Consider the following 19,486-nt stretch of genomic DNA (forward strand, 5'->3'; position numbering starts at 1 on the left):
CGCGATGGCCACCCCGGCCCATTCCCGCCGCCCGAGCGGCGCGCCGGCGTCGGCCGCCGACGATGCACGCGACGCGCGCTACGAAAACCCGTTCGCGCCGCCCGACGAAACCGATGCGCCCGAGGCGCCGCGCCCGCGCTCGCTGTTCGGCGAAATCCTCGACTGGATGCTCGCGCCGCTGCTGCTGCTGTGGCCGATGAGCATCGCCGTCACCTATCTCGTCGCGAAGACGATCGCGAACGGCCCGTTCGACCGCGCGCTCGAGACCAACGCGTACGTGCTCGCGCGGCAGATCCATCCGGTCAACGGCGTCGCCGAGCTGACGCTGCCGCAGCAGACGCGCGACTTCCTGCGCGCGGACAACGTCGACAGCGTGTACTTCCAGGTGCTCGGCACCCGCGGCGAATTGGTCGCGGGCGAGGCCGACATGCCGCTGCCGCGCGACGAGGACCGCCCGCCGCCGGGCGTCGTCGTGTTCCGCGACGACCTTTTGCGCGGCAACGACGTGCGCGTCGCGTATACGACCGTCGCACTGCCGGAGCCGGGCGGCGCACAGCCCGTGCCCGTGCTCGTGCAGGTCGGCGAGACGCTCGACAAGCGCAACGCGCTCGCGAACGACATCATCAAGGGCGTGATCCTGCCGCAGTTCGTGATCCTGCCGCTCGCGATCCTGCTCGTCTGGTTCGGGCTGTCGCGCGGGCTCGCGCCGCTCAATGCGCTGCAGGCGCACATCCGCGGGCGGCGGCCCGACGACCTGTCGCCCGTCGAGGCGCAACGCGCGCCGCCCGAGATCGAGCCGCTCGTCACGTCGTTCAACGACCTGCTCGCGCGGCTCGAGCAGAACATGGCGTTGCAGAAGCGCTTCATCGCCGACGCCGCGCATCAGATGAAGACGCCGCTCGCGGGGCTGCGCACGCAGGCCGAATTCGCGTTACGCCACCCCGTGCCGCCCGACGTGCAGCGCTCGCTCGAACAGATCGCGACGAGTTCCGAGCAGGCCGCGCGGCTCGTCACGCAACTGCTCGCGCTCGCGCGCGCCGAGAACCGCGCGAGCGGGCTGACCTTCGAGCCGGTCGAAATCGGCGCGCTGGCGCGCCGCACGGTGCGCGACTGGGTGCAGGCCGCGCTCGCGAAGCGCATGGACCTCGGTTACGAAGGCCCGGAGGACGACGCGCCGCTCGACGTCGACGGCAATCCCGTGATGCTGCGCGAGATGCTCGGCAACCTGGTCGACAACGCGATCCGCTACACGCCCGAAGGCGGCCGCATCACCGTGCGCGTGCGAGCCGAGCAGGCGGCGCGGCGCGTGCATCTCGAAGTCGAGGACACCGGGCCCGGCATCCCGGCCGCCGAACGCGAGCGCGTGGTCGAGCGCTTCTACCGGATCCTCGGCCGCGAAGGCGACGGCAGCGGCCTCGGGCTCGCGATCGTGCGCGAGATCGCTGCGCAGCACGGCGGCACGCTGACGCTCGACGATCATGTCTATCAACAGGCGCCGCGCCTTGCCGGCACGCTCGTGCGCATCAGCCTGCCGCTGTCGGAGCCCGCCGCGGATCCAGCCTGACACGCGCGGGCCCTCACCTCACCCGCACCGCGCACCCCGCCGCGATCGCATCGAAACCAGTGCTTTACCGCCCGTTTGCGACCCGATCGCGGGGCGAAGCGGCCGATTCGGCGCGGGTTAACGCGCAGTCGTTTTGTGCCCGCAAGTCAGTGCGCCGTAAGTTTCCGTGCCAATAATCGTCGACAGGCCCGCCCACCCAAGGCGGCCGCATATCTATATCAAGGGACTTGGAGACGATTCATGGCAACCTTAGGCGGGCAAATTTCGCACTCGCCGATGACGGCCGAAGAAAAGAAGGTGATCTTCGCGTCGTCGCTCGGCACCGTGTTCGAGTGGTACGACTTTTACCTGGCCGGGTCACTCGCGGCCTACATCAGCAAGAGCTTCTTCTCCGGGGTCAATCCGACCGCCGCCTTCATCTTCACGCTGCTCGGCTTCGCGGCCGGCTTCGCCGTGCGGCCGTTCGGTGCGATCGTGTTCGGCCGGCTCGGCGACCTCGTCGGCCGCAAGCACACGTTCCTCGTGACGATCGTGATCATGGGCATCTCGACCTTCGTGGTCGGCTTCCTGCCCGGCTACACGACGATCGGCATCGCGGCGCCCGTGATCTTCATCGCGATGCGGCTGCTGCAGGGCCTCGCGCTCGGCGGTGAGTACGGCGGCGCGGCGACCTACGTCGCCGAGCATGCGCCGGCGAACCGGCGCGGCTTCTACACCGCGTGGATCCAGACGACCGCGACGCTCGGCCTGTTCCTGTCGCTGCTCGTGATCCTCGGCGTGCGCACGCTCATCGGCGAGGAATCGTTCGGCAACTGGGGCTGGCGCGTGCCGTTCGTCGCGTCGATCCTGCTGCTCGCGGTGTCGGTGTGGATCCGGTTGCAGCTGAACGAATCGCCGGTGTTCCTGCGCATCAAGGCCGAGGGCAAGACGTCGAAGGCGCCGCTGACCGAAGCGTTCGGCCAGTGGAAGAACCTGAAGATCGTGATCCTCGCGCTCGTCGGCCTGACCGCCGGCCAGGCCGTCGTCTGGTACACGGGCCAGTTCTACGCGCTGTTCTTCCTCACGCAGACGCTGAAGGTCGACGGTGCCAGCGCGAACATCCTGATCGCGATCGCCCTCCTGATCGGCACGCCGTTCTTCCTGTTCTTCGGCTCGCTGTCGGACCGGATCGGCCGCAAGCCGATCATTCTCGCCGGCTGCCTGATCGCGGCGCTCACCTACTTCCCGCTGTTCAAGGCGCTCACGCACTACGCGAACCCGCAGCTCGAACTCGCGACGCAGAAGGCACCGATCTCGGTCATCGCAGATCCGGCCACCTGCTCGTTCCAGTTCAACCCGGTCGGCACGTCGAAGTTCACGAGCTCGTGCGACATCGTGAAGAGCGCGCTCGCGAAGGCCGGCCTGAACTACGAGAACGTCGCCGCGCCGGCAGGCTCGACCGCGCAGATCAAGGTGGGCGACACCGTGATCCCGGCCTATGACGGCAAGGCGCCCGATGCGAAGGCGCAGGGCGCGGCGTTCGACAAGACGCTCGCGTCGACGCTGAAGGGCGCCGGCTATCCGGCCAAGGCCGACCCGGCGCAGCTCAACTGGCCGATGACGATCGTGATACTGACGATCCTCGTGATCTATGTGACGATGGTCTACGGCCCGATCGCCGCGATGCTGGTCGAGATGTTCCCGACGCGGATCCGCTACACGTCGATGTCGCTGCCCTATCACATCGGCAACGGCTGGTTCGGCGGCTTCCTGCCGGCGACCGCGTTCGCGATCGTCGCGGCGAAGGGCAACATCTATTCGGGCCTCTGGTATCCGATCGTGATCGCACTGGGCACGTTCGTGATCGGTCTGCTGTTCGTCAAGGAGACGAAGGACTCGAACATCTACGCGCAGGATTGATGAGGTCGGGCAGGCGGGGGGCAACCCGCCTGCAAGCCGGGCCGCCAGCAACTTTTTTCGGGGAAGATGAAAAAGGTGTTGACAGCCCGGCGGCACATCTGCATAATTCAATTCTTCGGCGAATTAGCTCAGTCGGTTAGAGCGACGGAATCATAATCCGCAGGTCCGGGGTTCGAATCCCTGATTCGCCACCAAATGCGAAAGCCCGGTAGATCTTTGATCTACCGGGCTTTTTAAATTTCGGCCCTGCTGGTTCGCTGCGAGTCGATTTCTTTTACGATCCTCTCGCAGTGCAATTTCGGTGCAATACGCGGTGCAGACCTCAAGGAAGGAGCACCATGGCAGCACTGACAAAAACCCCCTCTGGTACCTGGAAAGCGACCATCCGGCGTGTTGGCTGGCCGACGTCAGCCAAGACGTTTCGCACGAAGCGCGATGCCGAGGATTGGGCTCGACGCACCGAGGACGAGATGGTACGAGGCGTGTTCATCCAGCGCGCACCGTCCGGGAAGACCACGGTTGCCGACGCGCTCGACCGATACGAGCGCGAAATCGTCCCTACCAAGAAAGCCAGCACGCAGCGCAGGGAAGGTGCGCGCATCCGTGAGCTGAAGGCCCACTTCGGGAAGTATTCGCTTGCCGCTGTCACCCCCGACCTCGTGGGCCGCTATCGTGACGATCGACTGGCCCAAGGCAAGGCAAACAACACGGTCCGCCTTGAGCTCGCCCTGCTCGGCCACCTGTTCAACGTGGCGATCAAGGAATGGCATATCGGGCTAATCTTTAAACCTGTTGCCAACATCCGTAAGCCCAGCCCCGGCGAGGGCCGAAATCGGCGCCTGTCCGGACGCGAGCAAGCGACGCTACTCACAGTCGTCGACGGGCACTCAAATCCAATGCTGGGCTGGATCGTGCGCCTCGCGATAGAAACCGGCATGCGTCAGTCCGAGATACTCGGACTGCGCCGCGGCCAAGTCGATCTGGAACGGCGCGTCGTACGCCTAACGGAACCCAAGAACAACGCAGCCCGCACGGTGCCATTGACCAGACTCGCCGCGGCGGTCCTGCAAAACGCCCTCACCAATCCCGTCAGACCGATCGACGCTGATCTCGTCTTTTTTGGCGAGCCGGGCCGCGACGGAAAGCGGCGCGCATATCAGTTCACCAAGATCTGGAACGGACTTAAAAAACGCAGCGGACTGGTCGATTTCCGCTTCCATGATCTACGACACGAGGCCGTCAGCCGCCTAGTCGAGGCTGGGCTAACTGATCAGGAAGTGGCTTCGATCAGCGGGCACAAATCGATGCAGATGCTGCGACGGTACACCCACCTCCGTGCGGAAGACCTCGTCAGTAAACTAGATGCCCTTGCGTCTCCCGGACGGTAAATCCAATACCCTCGCTGACGAGGACGGAAACGACGCATAATGGACAACTTGGCGGCCACGATGACCGGCGAGATCGAATCAGTCAGCAGGGCCATTGATGGAATTTGCATGCCATGTCAGTCAACGCCGTGTTCTTCGACGCCTTCGGTACCCTTTGCGACATTCGCATCAAACGTCGGCCATTTGCACGGCTTGCCCAGTTTTATCCGGATCGTCGGCGCGCGCGCGAATTGATCTTGACCCGGGCGCTCTCGCTGCGGGATGCCGCGCGCGAATTGAATGTGCAGGGCGCCGATCTGGCCAAGCTGGAAGAAGACCTTGAGACTGAGCTGGCTAGTATTGAACTGTATCCCCAGGCCATCAAGGTGCTGGAAGCGTTGCGTGCGGACGGCCTCCGGATCGGAATCGTGTCAAATCTGGCCGCGCCATACGCGGAACCGTTGCTACAGTTGTTGCCGTTCGCTCCGGATGCCCACGCATGGTCGTTTGAGGTCGGCCATCTGAAGCCGGATCCGTGCATCTTTTCATGGATATGTGACCGGCTCGACGTTGCGGCGATCGAAGCGCTGCTGATGGTCGGAGACACCTTCGCTGACGATTATGAAGGCGCATTGGCCAGCGGTCTGAACGCCCTGCAACTAGATCGACGCGGAAGTATTGGTCAGTCGAAGGCCGTTGCAACCATCCAGACGCTGGAGCGATTCTTCCAACGCTCCGCGTTCAGTCGAATTCCTGGTCAACGAGCCAGACGGGATCGATCAAGCCGTCGTAACGCACAACCAAGCCCCATGCCGCTGTCTAGATCGCGTTGACGCGCCAGCTAAGGCCGTCGCTTCGTCGTGCGCCCGCATGGTCTCATTGAGCTTGCGACACTCCGTACACGACACCTTGACGCGTACGGGCCACCATGTCGCTCCGACAATGGTTGTCAGACGGACCAACCGCATTGATCATGACCAGCCCCTGAATCGCCGAAATGAAGCCAGTGTCGCGGGCTGATGGCCAGTTGGAAGGACGTCATGATGTGGCTCCGTTTACGGCGGATTGCCTCATTCGTCAACATACAGAACCGCATGGCTGAACTCGCAGGAACCAATTATTCGCAGCGGTAGCCCTACTGCGCGATCGGCTTCGTTCTCCGCCCCGTTTCGGTCATCTACCGCGCCCGACTAGCCGCCAGCCCTGCACCCAAAGCGGCAAGTCACTCACCATCTGAGCGCGCCCGACAAATTGCTCTAGACAAGCGTGCCTGGTCCGCTCGCTTGGCAAGCTGCCGGCCCGCGTGCCCCGAGTGATATCCTTGGCAGGAAGAACCCGACTGTCATTTTTTTGCCGAACGACTATGAAAGAAGAAGATGCGCAGGTGATTAGAGACCAAATCTGTCCGCTTATAGAGAAGGGAGAAATAGCTCTTCTGCTTGGCGCCGGATTTAGCTATCGCAACGAGTCGATCAACGGTGAGATACCGACCGGGGACGGTCTGAAGGAGGCATTGCTTGCCAAATGCGGTGTCGAACCGGGTCCTAAAACGACACTAAAGGATGCATACACATACGCATCGAGAAGGATTCAAGACTTCAGCAATTACCTGCGCGATTTTTTTATTGTTGACAAAGCCGAACCATGGCAAGAGAAAATTTTCCAGTACGTTTGGAATCGCATATATACAACCAACATCGATAACGTGTTAAATGTTGCCCATCAAACGTGCAAAGCGCGCGGGCTGACGTCTGCCGAATTTGAATTTTTCAATTATTGCGATCAAGCTTCGGCCTCAAATGTCATAGGCAGCACCCCAGTTGTAGCGATTCACGGAACGATTGAGCAGCTAGAAAGAGGATTTATTTTCTCCAATCTTGAATATGCGATCGCCGCAAACAAACTCTTTGACTGGCACAACGAACTTGCGGCGCGAATGCTGCTTGGCGGCTTGGTAGTTATTGGAAATCAGCTGGACGAGTCAGACATTGACACATACCTTTCGCGACGCAGCGAAACTTACGGCACCTCAGATAAGTCCGCCAGCAACTGGATTGTTATGCCAGCTCCCGATGCCATAAAAAAAGAAAATTATGTCGAGGCGGGATATTGCGTAATCGACGCGACGGCCGAAGAATTTTTCAGTGTCATATACAGGCACCTACGCCCGAAAAAGATTGCTGACCTGGTTCTTGAATCCATTCCTGCCGTGAAAGCCAAATTCGCATCGGTCGGGGCAATGACTTGGTTCAAGGAGGCCTTCAGTCCGATCCTACAATCGATAGAAAAATCGCACAACGAATCCGGAATTTTGCGGCACTTCGTAACTGGCGCCCATCCAGAGTGGTTTTACATCACCAACGACGCACACGCAAAAACCCCTCGCATCGAAAAGCTTACGCAATTTATTTCGACCGCACTTTCAAATGCGAGCGAAGGGATCGGCCTAATGCATATAATTGGCCCCAGCGGATCAGGGAAAACCACCGGCATTCGGTCCGCCCTTCTTAGCATCGCAGATAAATACCCATACATTTACGAGTACGGCTCGTCGAATGGTATCGATATCAACAAGTTCATATCAATAATTTCCGGATTTTCAGAAAAATCAAAGGCCGTTTTTGTATTTTATAGCGCCGCCGAGTTCTATTACGCAATCAACTCCATCGCGCGCGATCTCCAGGAGAAAATCAGGTCGTACTGTCTATTTATCCTTGAGGATAGAATTTACGACTTCAAAGTTAATTCTCGCCACTTACCCGACGTTCAAGCTGATCCAGCAATTTTTGAATTCGGGTCATTGACATACGAAGATGCAAAGTCAATTTGCACCAGAATTAGCAACCACGCCATCAAATTGGGAGACTTTTCAGAATTATCACTTGAAAAGCAGGCCGGCACCTTGATGGACCGGGAGCGCGGATTCAATGGAGATCTGCTTTCCGCCCTATACTCCCTTACAACTCACGAGAATTTCGAGACAAAGATCTTCAACGAGTATCATGCCGTTAAAGACAAAAATGCGAAATCCATACTCAGCGTCGTCGCAATCCTTAATCACCTCGGATTCTCCGTCCCCGTCAACTATGTGGCGGGAATAACGAACATCACTGTCCCGGATATCGAGCACCAAATTGCCACAAATCTTTCCGGAATAGTTGTCGACTTTGCGTCGCGCGGCGTACTTACCTGCCGGCATCGCGTGATCGCGGATTGCTATTTTGAAAACTGTATCGCACAAAATGGCACGCAAGAGCAGATTCTCGACATTCTTGAATATTTATCCAACAAATTCACTGTCGAGGACATCAAATATCACCCGCTTCCTTATCAATTTTACAAAAGCATAATTTCTTTCGATTTCCTCTACGAACAATATTTTCCATACCAAACGAGAAAGAATGATGCCGAACGGGTATACCACCATGCACAGAAATTGTATGGTCAGGATGGAGTGTTCTGGCTGCAATTCGGACGTTTCTATCGAAAAATTGGTCGTTTCGACGATGCAATTGATTGCTTCAGAACCGGCTTGGATTTCTACGATTCCTTCCAGACGAGGCATTCACTTGGGGTTGCCTTGGTCGCAAAATATATCCACGAAAAGTTCAACGATCGTGAACTGCTCGTGGAGGGTTTAGAATACCTGGAATATGAGCGACTTAGAAGAGGAATCTCCGATCCCTATCCGACTGCAACTATCTGCGGATATCTCATTAGAATTTGCCAGGCGCAGCCGAAAGATACCGAAACAGCGGAGAAGCTCAGAGAATGCATAAATTTCGGAATTAAGCACTTTAAAGAAGATGAATATTTTGCGCGGCAGCTGAAGTTGTACTTAAAAATGACGACAAAATGATGGTGGACTCCGAAGGAAGAATTGTGTGATGTTTTCCCGCAGTGTTGCACGAACTGAAGGTGCAGCACTGCGACCACTATAAGGCGTATTTAGAGACAGAACCGTGGTAGCCATTCAGCAACGGCCGATCGAGATACCGTCGCAAGTGACTGCTTCTAGCCGGTTGCCCGCTGGGCGACGCCGCTGTAAGCCAGTCGTCGGTGCAGAGCGAACGAATGGTTGCGACATCGGCTTACGGTGAGGGCAGTGAACGCCTTCTGTCTTCCCAATTGGACATTTGACCCATTGCTTGCGGTCGGTCGGCGAAGATTCAGGCGCGTAATCCGCAGGTCCGGGGTTCGAATCCCTGATTCGCCACCAAATGCGAAAAGCCGCTGTTCCGCAAGGAACAGCGGCTTTTTTCATTGCTTCATCCGGCACACGCAATATCGCGCGTCGCCCGTCCTTCAGGCCACGCGCGCTCTGCGCTACGCCACCACCGACCCGCGCTCCTCGACAGAATCCACACGCACCTTCCCGCGCCAGTTCTCCCCGCCCTCCAGCGCCGGCGTCGACTCGAACAGCTCCGCGAGCCAGTCCGCGAACACCCGCACCTTCTGCGACAGATGCCGGTTGTGCGGATACACGATCGAGATCGGCTTGGGCTTCGGATTGCAATCGGGCAGCACCTCGACCAGCGAGCCGTCGCGCAGGTTCGGCAGCACCATGAACAGCGTCGGCTGGATCATCCCGAACCCTTCGAGCCCGCACGTCACGTACGCATCCGAATCGTTCACGGTGACACTGCCGTTCATCCGCACCTCGAGCGGCTTGCCGTCGATCATGAACACCCACGGAATCGCCCGCGCGCCGTGGCTCGCGCGGAAATTGACCGCATGGTGGTCGGCCAGGTCGGCGATCTCCTGCGGCTCGCCGTGACGCGCCAGATAGTCGGGCGACGCGCAGGTCACGCGCTTGAGCATCCCGATCCGCCGCGCGACCATCGACGAATCCTCGAGCGGCCCAACCCGGATCATGCAGTCGATGCCCTCCTCGACCGGATCGACGTAGCGGTCCGACAAGCCAAGATCGAGCGTGATGTCCGGATAGCGCTGCCGGAAGATCGACAGCGCCGGCAACACCACGCGCCGCCCGAGCGAGCTCGGCATGTGCACGCGCAGCACGCCGCTCGGCTTGCGGTTGCCGGACTGGAAACTCGCGTCGGCCTCCGCGATCTCCGAGATGATCTTCATGCAATGCTCGTAGTACGCGGCACCCTCCGGCGTCAGCGACAGCCGGCGCGTCGTCCGGTGCATCAGCCGCACGCCGAGCAGCGCCTCGAGATTCTGGATGATGGTCGTGACCGACGCGCGCGGCATCGCGAGCGTGTCGGCCGCGCGCGTAAAGCTGTTCGCGTCGACCACGCGGGTGAAAACTTCCATTGCCTGGATGCGGTCCATGCTGCGCCCCCTTCGAATCGCCAACAGGACAGAATAGAGCGCGCAACGGGCGCGGCACAAGCCCCCGTCCATTGTTCTCGACTTCTGAATAGTCGACGCGCTTCGGACTGGAAAGTAACCGGCTTTCGCTCAGTTCGGCACGACGATTCGTTCCGTCCCCGCCCGCCGCCCGCGGCATGCCCGCCCGTTACCGCACGAACCGCTCGCGATAGCCCTGCGGCGACACGCCGAGCACGCGCACGAAACTGCGCCGCAGCGTCTCTTCCGAACCGAAGCCGCACCGCGTGGCGATCCGCTTGACGGGCCACGCGGTTTCGCCGAGCAAACGCTGCGCGGCCTCGACGCGAATCTGCTCGACCGCGCGCGCGGGCGTGCGGCCGGTGCCCGCGCGGTAGTGGCGCACGAAGCTGCGCTCGCTCATGCTGACGCGCTCGGCGAGCGCGGGCACCGACAGGTCGGCCGTCAGGTGCTCGGCGATCCATGCATGCAGTTCGCCGAAACGGTCGTCGGTGCGCTGCATCGACAGCATCGCGCTGAACTGTGCCTGCCCGCCCGGCCGCTTCAGGAACACGACGAGTTCGCGCGCGGCGTCGAGTGCGGCCGCCCGCCCGAGATCCTCCTCGACGAGCGCAAGCGCGAGATCGATGCCGGCCGTCACGCCGGCCGACGTCCACAGCGCGCCTTCGCGGATGAAGATCGGATCGGGCTCGACGCGCACGTTCGGGTAGCGCGCCGCGAATTCGTCGCAGCGCGCCCAGTGCGTGACCGCACGCCGCCCGTCGAGCAGGCCGGCCTCGGCGAGCAGGAACGCGCCGGTGCACACCGACGCGACACGTCGCGCGCGCTGCGCCTGCTGCCGGACCCAGCGCACCATCCGCGCATCCTGCGACGCGGCGCGCACGCCCTTGCCGCCGGCCACGATCACCGTATCCGGCCGTCCCGCGGAGCGCAGCGAATCGGCCATCACGACGAGGCCGGACGACGTCTCGACGGGCCCAGCCTCGGCGGCGACGACGCGCGGCGCATACGGCGCGGGCTGACCCCGTTCCTCGGCGAGCTCGTTGACGGACGCGAACACCTGCAGCGGCCCGCTCACGTCGAGCAGCTGCGCACGGGGGAACGCGAGAATCAGGATCGAGCGCGGCGCGGTGGACATGGCGATTGGCTGAAAACGTGGGTGATATGGCAATTTCGCCAAACACTACGCGCCTAGAATCGATCTGTCCATCGTGCGCCGATCGCGGCGCCCCCTTCCCTACGGAGCGTTCGCATGACCCTGCATATCGGCCTTCTCGTGTTTCCCGGCGTCCAGCAACTCGATCTCACCGGCCCGCACGACGTGCTCGCGTCGCTGCCCGACGCGGCTGTCCATCTGGTCTGGAAATCGCGCGACACCGTCGCATCGAGCAGCGGCCTCGCGCTCGCGCCGACCTGCACGTTCGACGACTGCCCGCCGCTCGACGTGATCTGCGTGCCCGGCGGCATCGGCATCAACGACCTGCTGCTCGATGCGGAAACGATCGCGTTCGTGCAGCAGCGCGCGGCCACCGCGCGCTACGTGACGTCGGTCTGCACGGGCGCACTGCTGCTCGGCGTGGCCGGGCTGCTGCGCGGACGCCGCGCGACGACGCACTGGGCGTTTCACGAACTGCTCGAACCGCTCGGCGCGGTGCCGGTGCGCGAACGCGTGGTGCGCGACGGCAACCTGATCACCGGCGGCGGCGTGACGGCCGGCATCGACTTCGCATTGACGATCGCCGCGGAACTCGCGGGCGACGACGAGGCGCAGTCGATCCAGCTCGCGCTCGAATACGCGCCGGCGCCGCCGTTCGACGCGGGCTCGCCGGATACCGCGCCCGCGTCGGTGCTGAAGCGCGTGACCGAGCGCTCGGCGGCGGGGCTGAAGAAGCGCAGGCAAACGATCGACGCAGCCTTGCGCGCGATGGCGCACTGATCCCGAGCATTCGACCACGCCGCCCGCCCTGCGGACCTCCCCACTCACGGACCTATCGATGAATATCATCCGCAGCACCGCGTTCACCGCCGAGCGCCCCTGGGGCGCGCTGGACATCGCGAACCTGAACGGCATCACGGTCCGCCTGCACTGGACCGATCAGCCGTACCGGTGGCACGTGAACGACGGAGAGGAAATTTTCGCGGTGCTCGACGGCCGTGTCGAGATGCGCTACCGGGAAGCGGGCATCGAGCACGCGACGGTGCTCGAAACGGGAGACGTATTCCACGCGACGATCGGCACCGAACACGTCGCGCACCCGCTCGGCGAAGCACGCATCCTGGTGATCGAGACCGAAGGCAGCGTCTGACGACGGGAACCCGGCGGCGCGCGTCGCGCCGATTCGACGGGCGTCAGCCCGAGATGGTGCCGGTGCCCTGCGACGGGATCAGCTTCGGCTGCGGCGTGCACAGGCACTGGCACAGGTCGTGTTCGAGCGCGACGACCTTGCCCATCACGGTCATCGTCCGCTCGCCGCCGTCGGACACGATCACGCCTTGGGTCTTGCACGCGGCGCAGAACACGGGCGCGCCGAGATAGGCGAGCTCGCGGCCGTCGAACGACGAATTGGCGATGCCGTCGAGCACGACGCCACCATGGTCGGTCGTGTCGCCCTTCAGAATGAATTTGCGGCTCATTGGTTCGGCTCTCCCTCGGAAATGCCGCGCGGCACGGCGTCGGGCCGCGTACGCGCAGTCGGTATCCGCCCGTCGGTCGCGGGCGTTTCGCGAGGATATCACCGCGCGCTCGAGCGCCGTCGTGCGGATCAGAACTTGTGCCGCATGCCGACGCGCGCCTGCAGCTGCCGATCGTTCGCGGATGCACCGGGCCCGTTGATCGCCGCGACAGCGACGTGCCCCGTCGAGTCGGTGCCCGATGCGCGCTGATAGACGGCGCTCACGTAGACGTCGGTGCGCTTCGACAGGAAGTAGTCGAGCCCCGCCGCGACCTGGTGATACGTCGCGCCGTCGCGGCCGTTCACGCCGCCGCCGCGCGTGTAGTCGTACGCCACGCCGCCGAACAGCGAAGTCATGAACTGGTAGCGCACGCTTGCCTCCGCGTTGTTGAACACCGCGTTGCCGGACACGCCGCCCGGGTTCGGTCCGGACGACAGGTCGCCGAGCTGGCGGAACGACGTGTTCGTATACATCGCGCCGAGCGTCATCGCACCGATCGCATAGGTGCCGCCCACCGCCGCGACCTGCAGCGTGCGCGCGGATGCATAGCCGGAATACACCGGCGACAGCATGTTGCTGCCCGGCACGCCGCCGACGGTCGGCGCGGGGCTGCCGGTCGTGCCGAAGAACGACACGTTCGGGTTGCGCGCATTGAGGTAGCCGGCCGCCACCGCGAGCGGCCCGCGCGTGTAGCCGACTGTTGCCGACCACACCTGGTTGCGCGTGGCCGCGTCCGCGATGCCGCCCACCCCGTACATCGCTGCGACGCGAACCCCGCCGTAGTCTTTGCTCGTGAACTTGATCGCGTTGTTGGTCGAGTTCGCGTTGTTCACGTTGTCGAGGTCGCCGGGGTGCGCGACCATGTAGCCGCCGAACAGCGCGGCGGCCTCGAGCGGCCCGAGGATGTCGACGTTGGTGTCGTACTGCCGCCCGAGCGTGACGGTGCCGAACGGCCCCGACAGCCCGACGAACGCCTTCTTGCCGAACATCAGCCCGCCCTGCCCGAGCCTGCCGGTGCTCGGATCGAAACCGTTCTCGAGCGTGAAGACCGCCGCCAGCCCGCCGCCGAGATCCTCGCTGCCGCGCAGCCCCCAACGGCTCGCCTGCTGCACGCCGCCGAGCATCCGCAACGCGGGCTTGCCGCTCACCGCGCCGTGCGGGCCGGGCGTCGCGATGTTGCTCGCATAGGTCAGCCCTTCATCGATAATCCCGTACAGCGTGACGCTGCTCTGGGCATGCGCCGCACCCGCGATCAGCGCGACACCCGCGCCGGCCAACAGCTTCTTCTTCATCGAACGATCTCCAGTGCGCGGGTCGAATGGCGATACACGGGCGCACGCCGCCCGCAGGCGCGCGGCCTGCTCCGGTGCAAACCGGAACGGTCGGGGTCAGCCAGGAAAGACGGTCAGCGCAGTGCGTCGGCAACGACGGGCGGCGGCGTCCAGCGACGGCCGGCCGCGACTTCGTACGCATGGCCGAACTGCAGCACGCCCCAGTCGTCGCGATGGCGGCCGACGATCTGCATGCCGATCGGCAGGCCCGCCTCGGAGAATCCGCACGGGACGGACAGGATCGGCGCCTCGGTCGATGACAGCAGCCAGCACACGCGCATCCAGTCGATATAGGTCGTGCTCTCGACGCCGAGCACATCGCCAGGCGCGCGCAGCGCGGCGTCGAACGGCATCACCTGCGTCGTCGGCAGCACGTAGAACGCGTAGCGCTGCATGAACGCGCGCATCCGCTCGAACAGGCGCGTCTTGCGCACGAACATGCGGCCGAGATCCGCGGCGGAGAGCGAACGATGCAGCCGGTATTCGTCGTGAAGCTCGGGTTTCAGCGCCGCGCGCTGCCGCTCGTCGAAGCCGTCCAGCAGCGTGCCGATCATCCACGCGCGCTCGATCCGGAACAGGTCTTCGGCTTCGGCGAGATCGGGGTCGTCGAATTCGACTTCGCAGCCGAGCGACGTGAACACGCGCGCCTGCGCATCGACCGCGCGCCGGATCTCGGGATCGACCGGCACGCCGGGCAAACCGCGCGACATCGCGATGCGCGTGCCGCGAAAATCGCGTTCGAGCGGCTGCGCGAAGAGTACGCCCGGCTCCGCGATTTCGGTCGCCGTTTCGCCGCTCGGCCCGGCGATCACGGACAGCAGCAGCGCCGTATCGGCGACATCGCGCGCCATCGGCCCGTCGACGCCGAGCGTCGCCCAACCGTTCAGGTCCGGCGCGCGCGGCACGCGCCCGGGCGACGGCCGCAGCCCGACGACGTTGTTCCACGCGGCCGGGTTGCGCAGCGAGCCACCCATGTCGCTGCCGCACGCGAGCGGATTCATCCCGCAGGTGAGCGCAGCGGCCGCGCCGCCGCTGCTGCCGCCGGCGGAACGCGTCAGGTCCCACGGGTTGCGCGTCGCGCCGAACACGTCGTTGAACGTATGCGAGCCGGCGCCGAATTCCGGCGTGTTCGACTTGCCGATCATCAGCGCGCCGGCGCTCGCGCAGCGCCGCACGATCAGCGCGTCGTGCTGCGGGACGTGCTCGGCGAACAGCGTCGAACCGAAGGTCGTGCGCACGCCGCGCGTCGCGGTCAGGTCCTTCTGCGACACCGGCAGCCCGTGCAGCGGCCCCTGCCATTCGCCGCGCGCCCAGCGCGTGTCGAGCTCACGTGCGCGGGTGCGCAGCGCATCGGGATCGACGACGGTGACGAGCGCATTCACACGCGGGTTGATCATCGCGATGCGCTTGAGATGCGCATCGAGCAGCTCGCAGGCGCTGATCTGCCGCTGCTTCAGCAATTCGAGCATGGTGCGCGCGGGCAGGTCGCACAGATCGCCGGCGGCAACGTCGGCCGGCGACGGCGAAAACGAAATGGTCGTGGTCATGGAAGGGATCGAAGAAGATGGAAGTCAGTCGGTCAGTGATCCTGATCGCTTCGGTCCGACGCGAACGCGAGCGCGACGAGCGACAGCAGCCCGCAGACGATCACGTACCACGCCGGCGCGGCCGGATTGCCGGTCGCCCCGATCAGCCAGGTGACGATGAACTGCGCGAAGCCGCCGAAGATCGACACGCCGCCCGCATACGCGATCGACAGCGCGGTCGCGCGCGTGCTCTTCGGAAACAGCTCCGCGAGGATCACGCCGTTCGCGCCCGCATTGACCGAGTGCAGCGCGGCGAGCAGCATCACGACCGCGTACATCGTCGCGATCGACGGCACCGCGCCGATCAGCCAGAAGCCCGGCAGGATCAGCACGGTCAGCGCCACGCGCGTCCACAGCGCGACGCGCTTGCTGCCGAGCCGATCCGACAGCCGTCCGCCGATCGGCGCGGCGACGAACATCACCGCACCGGAGAGAATCCCGCACCACAGCGCGGTATCCATCGACAGGTGCAGCACGCGGATCGCATACGTCGACATGTAATAGAGGACGATGAAGTGCGCGGCGGTGCCGCCGACCACGAGGCCGAGCGCGGTCAGCACGGCGCCGCCGTCGCGCCGCAGCACGGTGCCGAGCACCGCGGAAGAGCGCCGCGCGGCCGCGGCCGGCGCGTGCTGTTCGAGCGCATTGAAGCGCGCGCGCAGATACAGGCCGACCGGCGCGATCAGCACGCCGGCGAGAAACGGCACGCGCCAGCCCCACGATTCGAGCGCGGCCGGCTCGAGGAAATACGACAGCAGGAAGCCGACGAACGAACCGGCCAGCGCCGCCGCGCCCTGGCTCGCGAACTGCCAGCTCGTGTAGTAGCCGCGTTCGCCGGGCGGTGCACGCTCGGCGAGCAGCGACGTCGATACGCCGACTTCGCCGCCGGCGGAGAAGCCCTGCAGCAGCCGAGCGAGCACGACCAGCACGGGCGCCGCGACGCCGATCTGCGCGTAGGTCGGCAGGACGCCGATCATCCCGGTGCCGATCGCCATCGTGACGAGCGTGAGGTTCATCGCCGGCACGCGGCCGAAGCGGTCGGCGACCAGCCCGATCACGACGCCGCCGACCGGCCGCGCGATGAAGCCGACGCCGAACGTCGCGACCGACATCAGCAATTGCTGCTGCGCGGACGCGGCCGGGAAAAACAGTTTTCCAAGCAGCACCGCGAAGAAGCTGAACACGGTGAGATCGAAGAATTCGAGGCCGTTGCCGATCGTGATCGCGACGATCAGCTGGCGATTGGACGGGGATGCGGCAACGGTGCCGACATGCCCGCCGAACGTGCTGTCCGCTCGGGGCGCCTTCATGAGGGTATGTCTCCGTACTGGTTGTGCGTATCGGTTGCGTATCTGTTGCGCGGCCCGTTCGACGGCCTGCGCATGCAGTCTAGGCATTCAAAATACGCAGCCCGGAGCGACATTTTTCGATCGTGATAACGCTTGGTTATCGCGCGCTTTGCCCGCGCGATCGCGGTGTAGGATACGAGCGTCGCCATTGCCGCCGCGCCCCGCCACGCCGTGAAACACCATCAGCTCCGGGCGCTTGCCGCCATCGCCGAACACGGGAGCCTGCGCGCCGCCGCGCGTGCGATCCATCTGTCCCAGCCCGCGCTCACGAAGGCGATCCGCGAACTCGAGCAGGACCTCGGCGTGCCGCTCGTCACGCGCAACGCGCGCGGCGCGCAGCTCACGCGCTTCGGCCAGGCCGTCTATGCACGTGCGCGGCTGATCCTCGCGGAAATCCAGCACGCGCGCGACGACGTGATCCATCTGTCGGGCGGCAAGGAAGGCGCGCTCGCATGCGCGCTGACGCCGCTGATGTCGCTCGGCTTCCTGCCGGCCGCGCTCGACGCGTTTCGCCAGCGGATGCCGACGATCCGCCTCGACGTGCGCGAAGGCTTTCTCGACACGGCGCTGCCGCGCCTGCGCGACGGCTCGCTCGACTTCGTGATCGCGATCGTCGATGCGACGCGGCTGTCGCCCGAATTCACGTTCCGGCCGCTCATCGAATCCGCGCTGATCCTGATGACGCGCGCGAGCAATCCGCTGCGCCACTGCACGTCGCTCGCGCAGCTGCAGGATGCGCAGTGGGTGCTCAACACGTCGCCGGAAAGCATCGGCCGGCTGCTGCAGAACGTGTTCGTCGCGCACGGCTACGCGGCGCCGCAGCCGATCGTCGAATGCACGTCGTTCAGCGCGGCGTTCGCGCTGTCGGTGCATACCGACAGCGTGTCGTGCGTGCCGCAGCTCTTCATGGAGATCGACTGGATACGCGAACGGATGGCCACGATCGATGTGAAGGAAACGATTCCGACCGTGTCGGCCGGTGTGCTCACGCGGCGCGATGCGCTGAACACGGTCGCATGCGACTACCTGATCCACTGCTTCGTCGAGGCCGTGCGCCGGTACGATCCCGCGAAACTGCTGTGGCGATAGTGACCTGTCCTATTCGATTCGAATCGCACTACGAATATGGATTTTCTTTATAAGAAAAATCACGTCTAATTTCGTACAATTACTAAATACAAATCGAGGCAGAAGGTTTATATAGGACCAATCCTGCCGAAAAGATTCAACAAGGCAACGGCCCCGGAACCCGTTATTTTGAGACCGTTCCGGCGGCCAATCAACACATCATTTCGTAATACTTATTCGCGTGACTCGTTCGTTCAAATACGACGCATTGGCAGATAGAATTAAACAAACAATTCTATTTACCGATAAAAAAATGGACGAACTCCTGCCAATGCGGCTATTTATCAAGGTGGCCGAACTTCACAGTTTCGCGCGTGCAGCCACGGAACTGAACATCTCCAACTCGTCGGCCACCCGCCTCATCATGGGCATCGAGGACAGGCTCGGCGCACGCCTGCTGAACCGCACGACGCGCAGCCTGTCACTCACCGATGCCGGTCATCTGTATCTCGCGCAGATCCGTCACGTGGTCGAGGAGATCGACCGCGTCGAGGACACGATCGCGTCGATGCATCACGAGCCGATCGGATCGCTGAAGATCGCCGCGCCGGTCATGTTCGGCATGCACGTGCTCGCACCGGCGATCGATGCGTTCAAGACGCAGCATCCGGCCATCGTGCCGGAAGTCACGATCGTCGACCGCCATGTCGATCTCGTATCCGAGGGCTTCGACGTCGGGCTGCTGCTGTCGCAGCGCATCAGCACCAACACGCTGGTGACGCGCCCGCTCACGCGGCTCAAGCGGATCGTCTGTGCGGCGCCCCGGTATGTCGAAGCCCACGGCGCACCGATCCATCCGCACGATCTCGCGTCGCACGCGTGCCTGACGTTCCATGCCGATTTCGCGGGCGAATACCTGTCGTTCGATCACGAGCCGACGCGCGTCGCCGTGCGGCCGAACAAATCCGCATCGTCGAACAACATCGGGTTGATCCGGAACTGGGCGTTGTCGGGCATGGGTATCGCGGTGCTGCCCGACTTCCTCGTCGAAGCGGATCTCACCGACGGACGGCTGCTCGCGCTGCTGCCCGACTATCGGCTCGAGGAGCTCGAGATGAATATCGCGTACCCGAGCCGGCGGCACTTTCCGCGCAAGACGCGGCTTTTCGTCGATCACCTGGTCGAGTATTTCGTCAGGTGAAAGAAGGGTTCAATCGCGCACCTTTTTTGCATCGACGCCGCGCGCCGTCGGCGAAGCCGCGGCCCGCCGCGCACCCGCGCCAGCCGGGCCACGGGCGGCTGCATCGCCGCCTTCGCATGGTGCGGGCACACC

At 63.6% G+C, this 19,486-nt stretch carries 15 protein-coding genes and 1 tRNA gene; 10 read left to right on the forward strand and 6 right to left on the reverse strand.

The features are described 5' to 3' along the window. Positions 1-4: 4 nt before the first annotated feature. From ACP26O_RS13640 to ACP26O_RS13665, 6 genes are all read left to right on the forward strand, one after another. A complete protein-coding gene (locus ACP26O_RS13640; protein ID WP_175665417.1) occupies positions 5-1,564 on the forward strand; it encodes a sensor histidine kinase in 1,560 nt (519 codons plus the stop codon). A 240-nt stretch (positions 1,565-1,804) separates the two neighbouring features. Continuing rightward, on the forward strand, positions 1,805-3,463 hold the full coding sequence (locus tag ACP26O_RS13645; RefSeq protein ID WP_175660363.1) for an MFS transporter: 1,659 nt from the start codon (positions 1,805-1,807) through the stop codon (positions 3,461-3,463). A 117-nt stretch (positions 3,464-3,580) separates the two neighbouring features. After that, positions 3,581-3,657, forward strand: a tRNA-Met gene (locus ACP26O_RS13650). Positions 3,658-3,801: 144 nt separating this feature from the next. Continuing rightward, entirely contained in the window at positions 3,802-4,851 is a 1,050-nt protein-coding gene (locus tag ACP26O_RS13655; protein ID WP_175665416.1) for a tyrosine-type recombinase/integrase, read from the forward strand. Positions 4,852-4,964: 113 nt separating this feature from the next. Next, positions 4,965-5,663, forward strand: coding sequence for an HAD family hydrolase (locus ACP26O_RS13660; RefSeq protein ID WP_175665415.1), 699 nt, complete (start codon positions 4,965-4,967; stop codon positions 5,661-5,663). Between the two features lie 530 nt (positions 5,664-6,193). Beyond that, positions 6,194-8,689, forward strand: coding sequence for a tetratricopeptide repeat protein (locus ACP26O_RS13665; protein WP_175665414.1), 2,496 nt, complete (start codon positions 6,194-6,196; stop codon positions 8,687-8,689). Positions 8,690-9,156: 467 nt separating this feature from the next. On the opposite strand, the gene ACP26O_RS13670 is transcribed toward ACP26O_RS13665, so the two are convergent. Together ACP26O_RS13670 and ACP26O_RS13675 are read right to left on the reverse strand one after the other, a co-directional pair. Next, the gene (locus ACP26O_RS13670; protein WP_175656345.1) at positions 9,157-10,128 is read right to left on the reverse strand and encodes a LysR family transcriptional regulator; all 972 of its coding nucleotides are present in this window, start codon (positions 10,126-10,128) and stop codon (positions 9,157-9,159) included. Positions 10,129-10,315: 187 nt separating this feature from the next. Beyond that, positions 10,316-11,284: a GlxA family transcriptional regulator gene (locus ACP26O_RS13675; RefSeq protein ID WP_175665413.1), complete on the reverse strand. Its 969-nt coding sequence runs from the start codon at positions 11,282-11,284 to the stop codon at positions 10,316-10,318. A 114-nt stretch (positions 11,285-11,398) separates the two neighbouring features. On the opposite strand from ACP26O_RS13675, the gene ACP26O_RS13680 reads away from it, so the two are divergent. Together ACP26O_RS13680 and ACP26O_RS13685 are read left to right on the forward strand one after the other, a co-directional pair. Then, positions 11,399-12,082 carry a DJ-1/PfpI family protein gene (locus ACP26O_RS13680; protein ID WP_175665412.1) on the forward strand — a complete coding sequence of 228 codons (684 nt, stop codon included), beginning with the start codon at positions 11,399-11,401 and terminating at the stop codon, positions 12,080-12,082. A 58-nt stretch (positions 12,083-12,140) separates the two neighbouring features. Beyond that, positions 12,141-12,452, forward strand: coding sequence for a cupin domain-containing protein (locus tag ACP26O_RS13685; protein ID WP_011657839.1), 312 nt, complete (start codon positions 12,141-12,143; stop codon positions 12,450-12,452). Between the two features lie 43 nt (positions 12,453-12,495). On the opposite strand, the gene ACP26O_RS13690 is transcribed toward ACP26O_RS13685, so the two are convergent. The 4 genes from ACP26O_RS13690 to ACP26O_RS13705 form a co-directional block, all read right to left on the reverse strand. After that, positions 12,496-12,780, reverse strand: coding sequence for a PAAR domain-containing protein (locus ACP26O_RS13690; RefSeq protein ID WP_011657840.1), 285 nt, complete (start codon positions 12,778-12,780; stop codon positions 12,496-12,498). Positions 12,781-12,908: 128 nt separating this feature from the next. Next, positions 12,909-14,111 carry a porin gene (locus ACP26O_RS13695; protein ID WP_175665411.1) on the reverse strand — a complete coding sequence of 401 codons (1,203 nt, stop codon included), beginning with the start codon at positions 14,109-14,111 and terminating at the stop codon, positions 12,909-12,911. 113 nt (positions 14,112-14,224) lie between these two features. Further along, positions 14,225-15,697 carry an amidase gene (locus tag ACP26O_RS13700; RefSeq protein WP_175701249.1) on the reverse strand — a complete coding sequence of 491 codons (1,473 nt, stop codon included), beginning with the start codon at positions 15,695-15,697 and terminating at the stop codon, positions 14,225-14,227. Between the two features lie 32 nt (positions 15,698-15,729). Further along, the gene (locus ACP26O_RS13705) at positions 15,730-17,046 is read right to left on the reverse strand and encodes an MFS transporter (RefSeq protein WP_165751978.1); all 1,317 of its coding nucleotides are present in this window, start codon (positions 17,044-17,046) and stop codon (positions 15,730-15,732) included. Positions 17,047-17,256: 210 nt separating this feature from the next. Here ACP26O_RS13705 and ACP26O_RS13710 point away from each other — a divergent pair, with 210 nt between their 5' ends. Next, a complete protein-coding gene (locus tag ACP26O_RS13710) occupies positions 17,257-18,174 on the forward strand; it encodes a LysR substrate-binding domain-containing protein (RefSeq protein WP_175665409.1) in 918 nt (305 codons plus the stop codon). 292 nt (positions 18,175-18,466) lie between these two features. After that, positions 18,467-19,354 carry a LysR family transcriptional regulator gene (locus ACP26O_RS13715; RefSeq protein ID WP_175665408.1) on the forward strand — a complete coding sequence of 296 codons (888 nt, stop codon included), beginning with the start codon at positions 18,467-18,469 and terminating at the stop codon, positions 19,352-19,354. Positions 19,355-19,486 lie beyond the last annotated feature (132 nt).

This window comes from Burkholderia sp. R-40, assembly GCF_049942845.1.
Classification (GTDB): domain Bacteria; phylum Pseudomonadota; class Gammaproteobacteria; order Burkholderiales; family Burkholderiaceae; genus Burkholderia; species Burkholderia ambifaria.

Coding starts and splice junctions, on each gene's coding strand:
- ACP26O_RS13640 (WP_175665417.1), top strand. CDS start 5: ATGGCCACCCCGGCCCATTCCCGCCGCCCGAGCGGCGCGCCGGCGTCG.
- ACP26O_RS13645 (WP_175660363.1), top strand. CDS start 1,805: ATGGCAACCTTAGGCGGGCAAATTTCGCACTCGCCGATGACGGCCGAA.
- ACP26O_RS13655 (WP_175665416.1), top strand. CDS start 3,802: ATGGCAGCACTGACAAAAACCCCCTCTGGTACCTGGAAAGCGACCATC.
- ACP26O_RS13660 (WP_175665415.1), top strand. CDS start 4,965: ATGTCAGTCAACGCCGTGTTCTTCGACGCCTTCGGTACCCTTTGCGAC.
- ACP26O_RS13665 (WP_175665414.1), top strand. CDS start 6,194: ATGAAAGAAGAAGATGCGCAGGTGATTAGAGACCAAATCTGTCCGCTT.
- ACP26O_RS13670 (WP_175656345.1), bottom strand. CDS start 10,128: ATGGACCGCATCCAGGCAATGGAAGTTTTCACCCGCGTGGTCGACGCG.
- ACP26O_RS13675 (WP_175665413.1), bottom strand. CDS start 11,284: ATGTCCACCGCGCCGCGCTCGATCCTGATTCTCGCGTTCCCCCGTGCG.
- ACP26O_RS13680 (WP_175665412.1), top strand. CDS start 11,399: ATGACCCTGCATATCGGCCTTCTCGTGTTTCCCGGCGTCCAGCAACTC.
- ACP26O_RS13685 (WP_011657839.1), top strand. CDS start 12,141: ATGAATATCATCCGCAGCACCGCGTTCACCGCCGAGCGCCCCTGGGGC.
- ACP26O_RS13690 (WP_011657840.1), bottom strand. CDS start 12,780: ATGAGCCGCAAATTCATTCTGAAGGGCGACACGACCGACCATGGTGGC.
- ACP26O_RS13695 (WP_175665411.1), bottom strand. CDS start 14,111: ATGAAGAAGAAGCTGTTGGCCGGCGCGGGTGTCGCGCTGATCGCGGGT.
- ACP26O_RS13700 (WP_175701249.1), bottom strand. CDS start 15,697: ATGACCACGACCATTTCGTTTTCGCCGTCGCCGGCCGACGTTGCCGCC.
- ACP26O_RS13705 (WP_165751978.1), bottom strand. CDS start 17,046: ATGAAGGCGCCCCGAGCGGACAGCACGTTCGGCGGGCATGTCGGCACC.
- ACP26O_RS13715 (WP_175665408.1), top strand. CDS start 18,467: ATGGACGAACTCCTGCCAATGCGGCTATTTATCAAGGTGGCCGAACTT.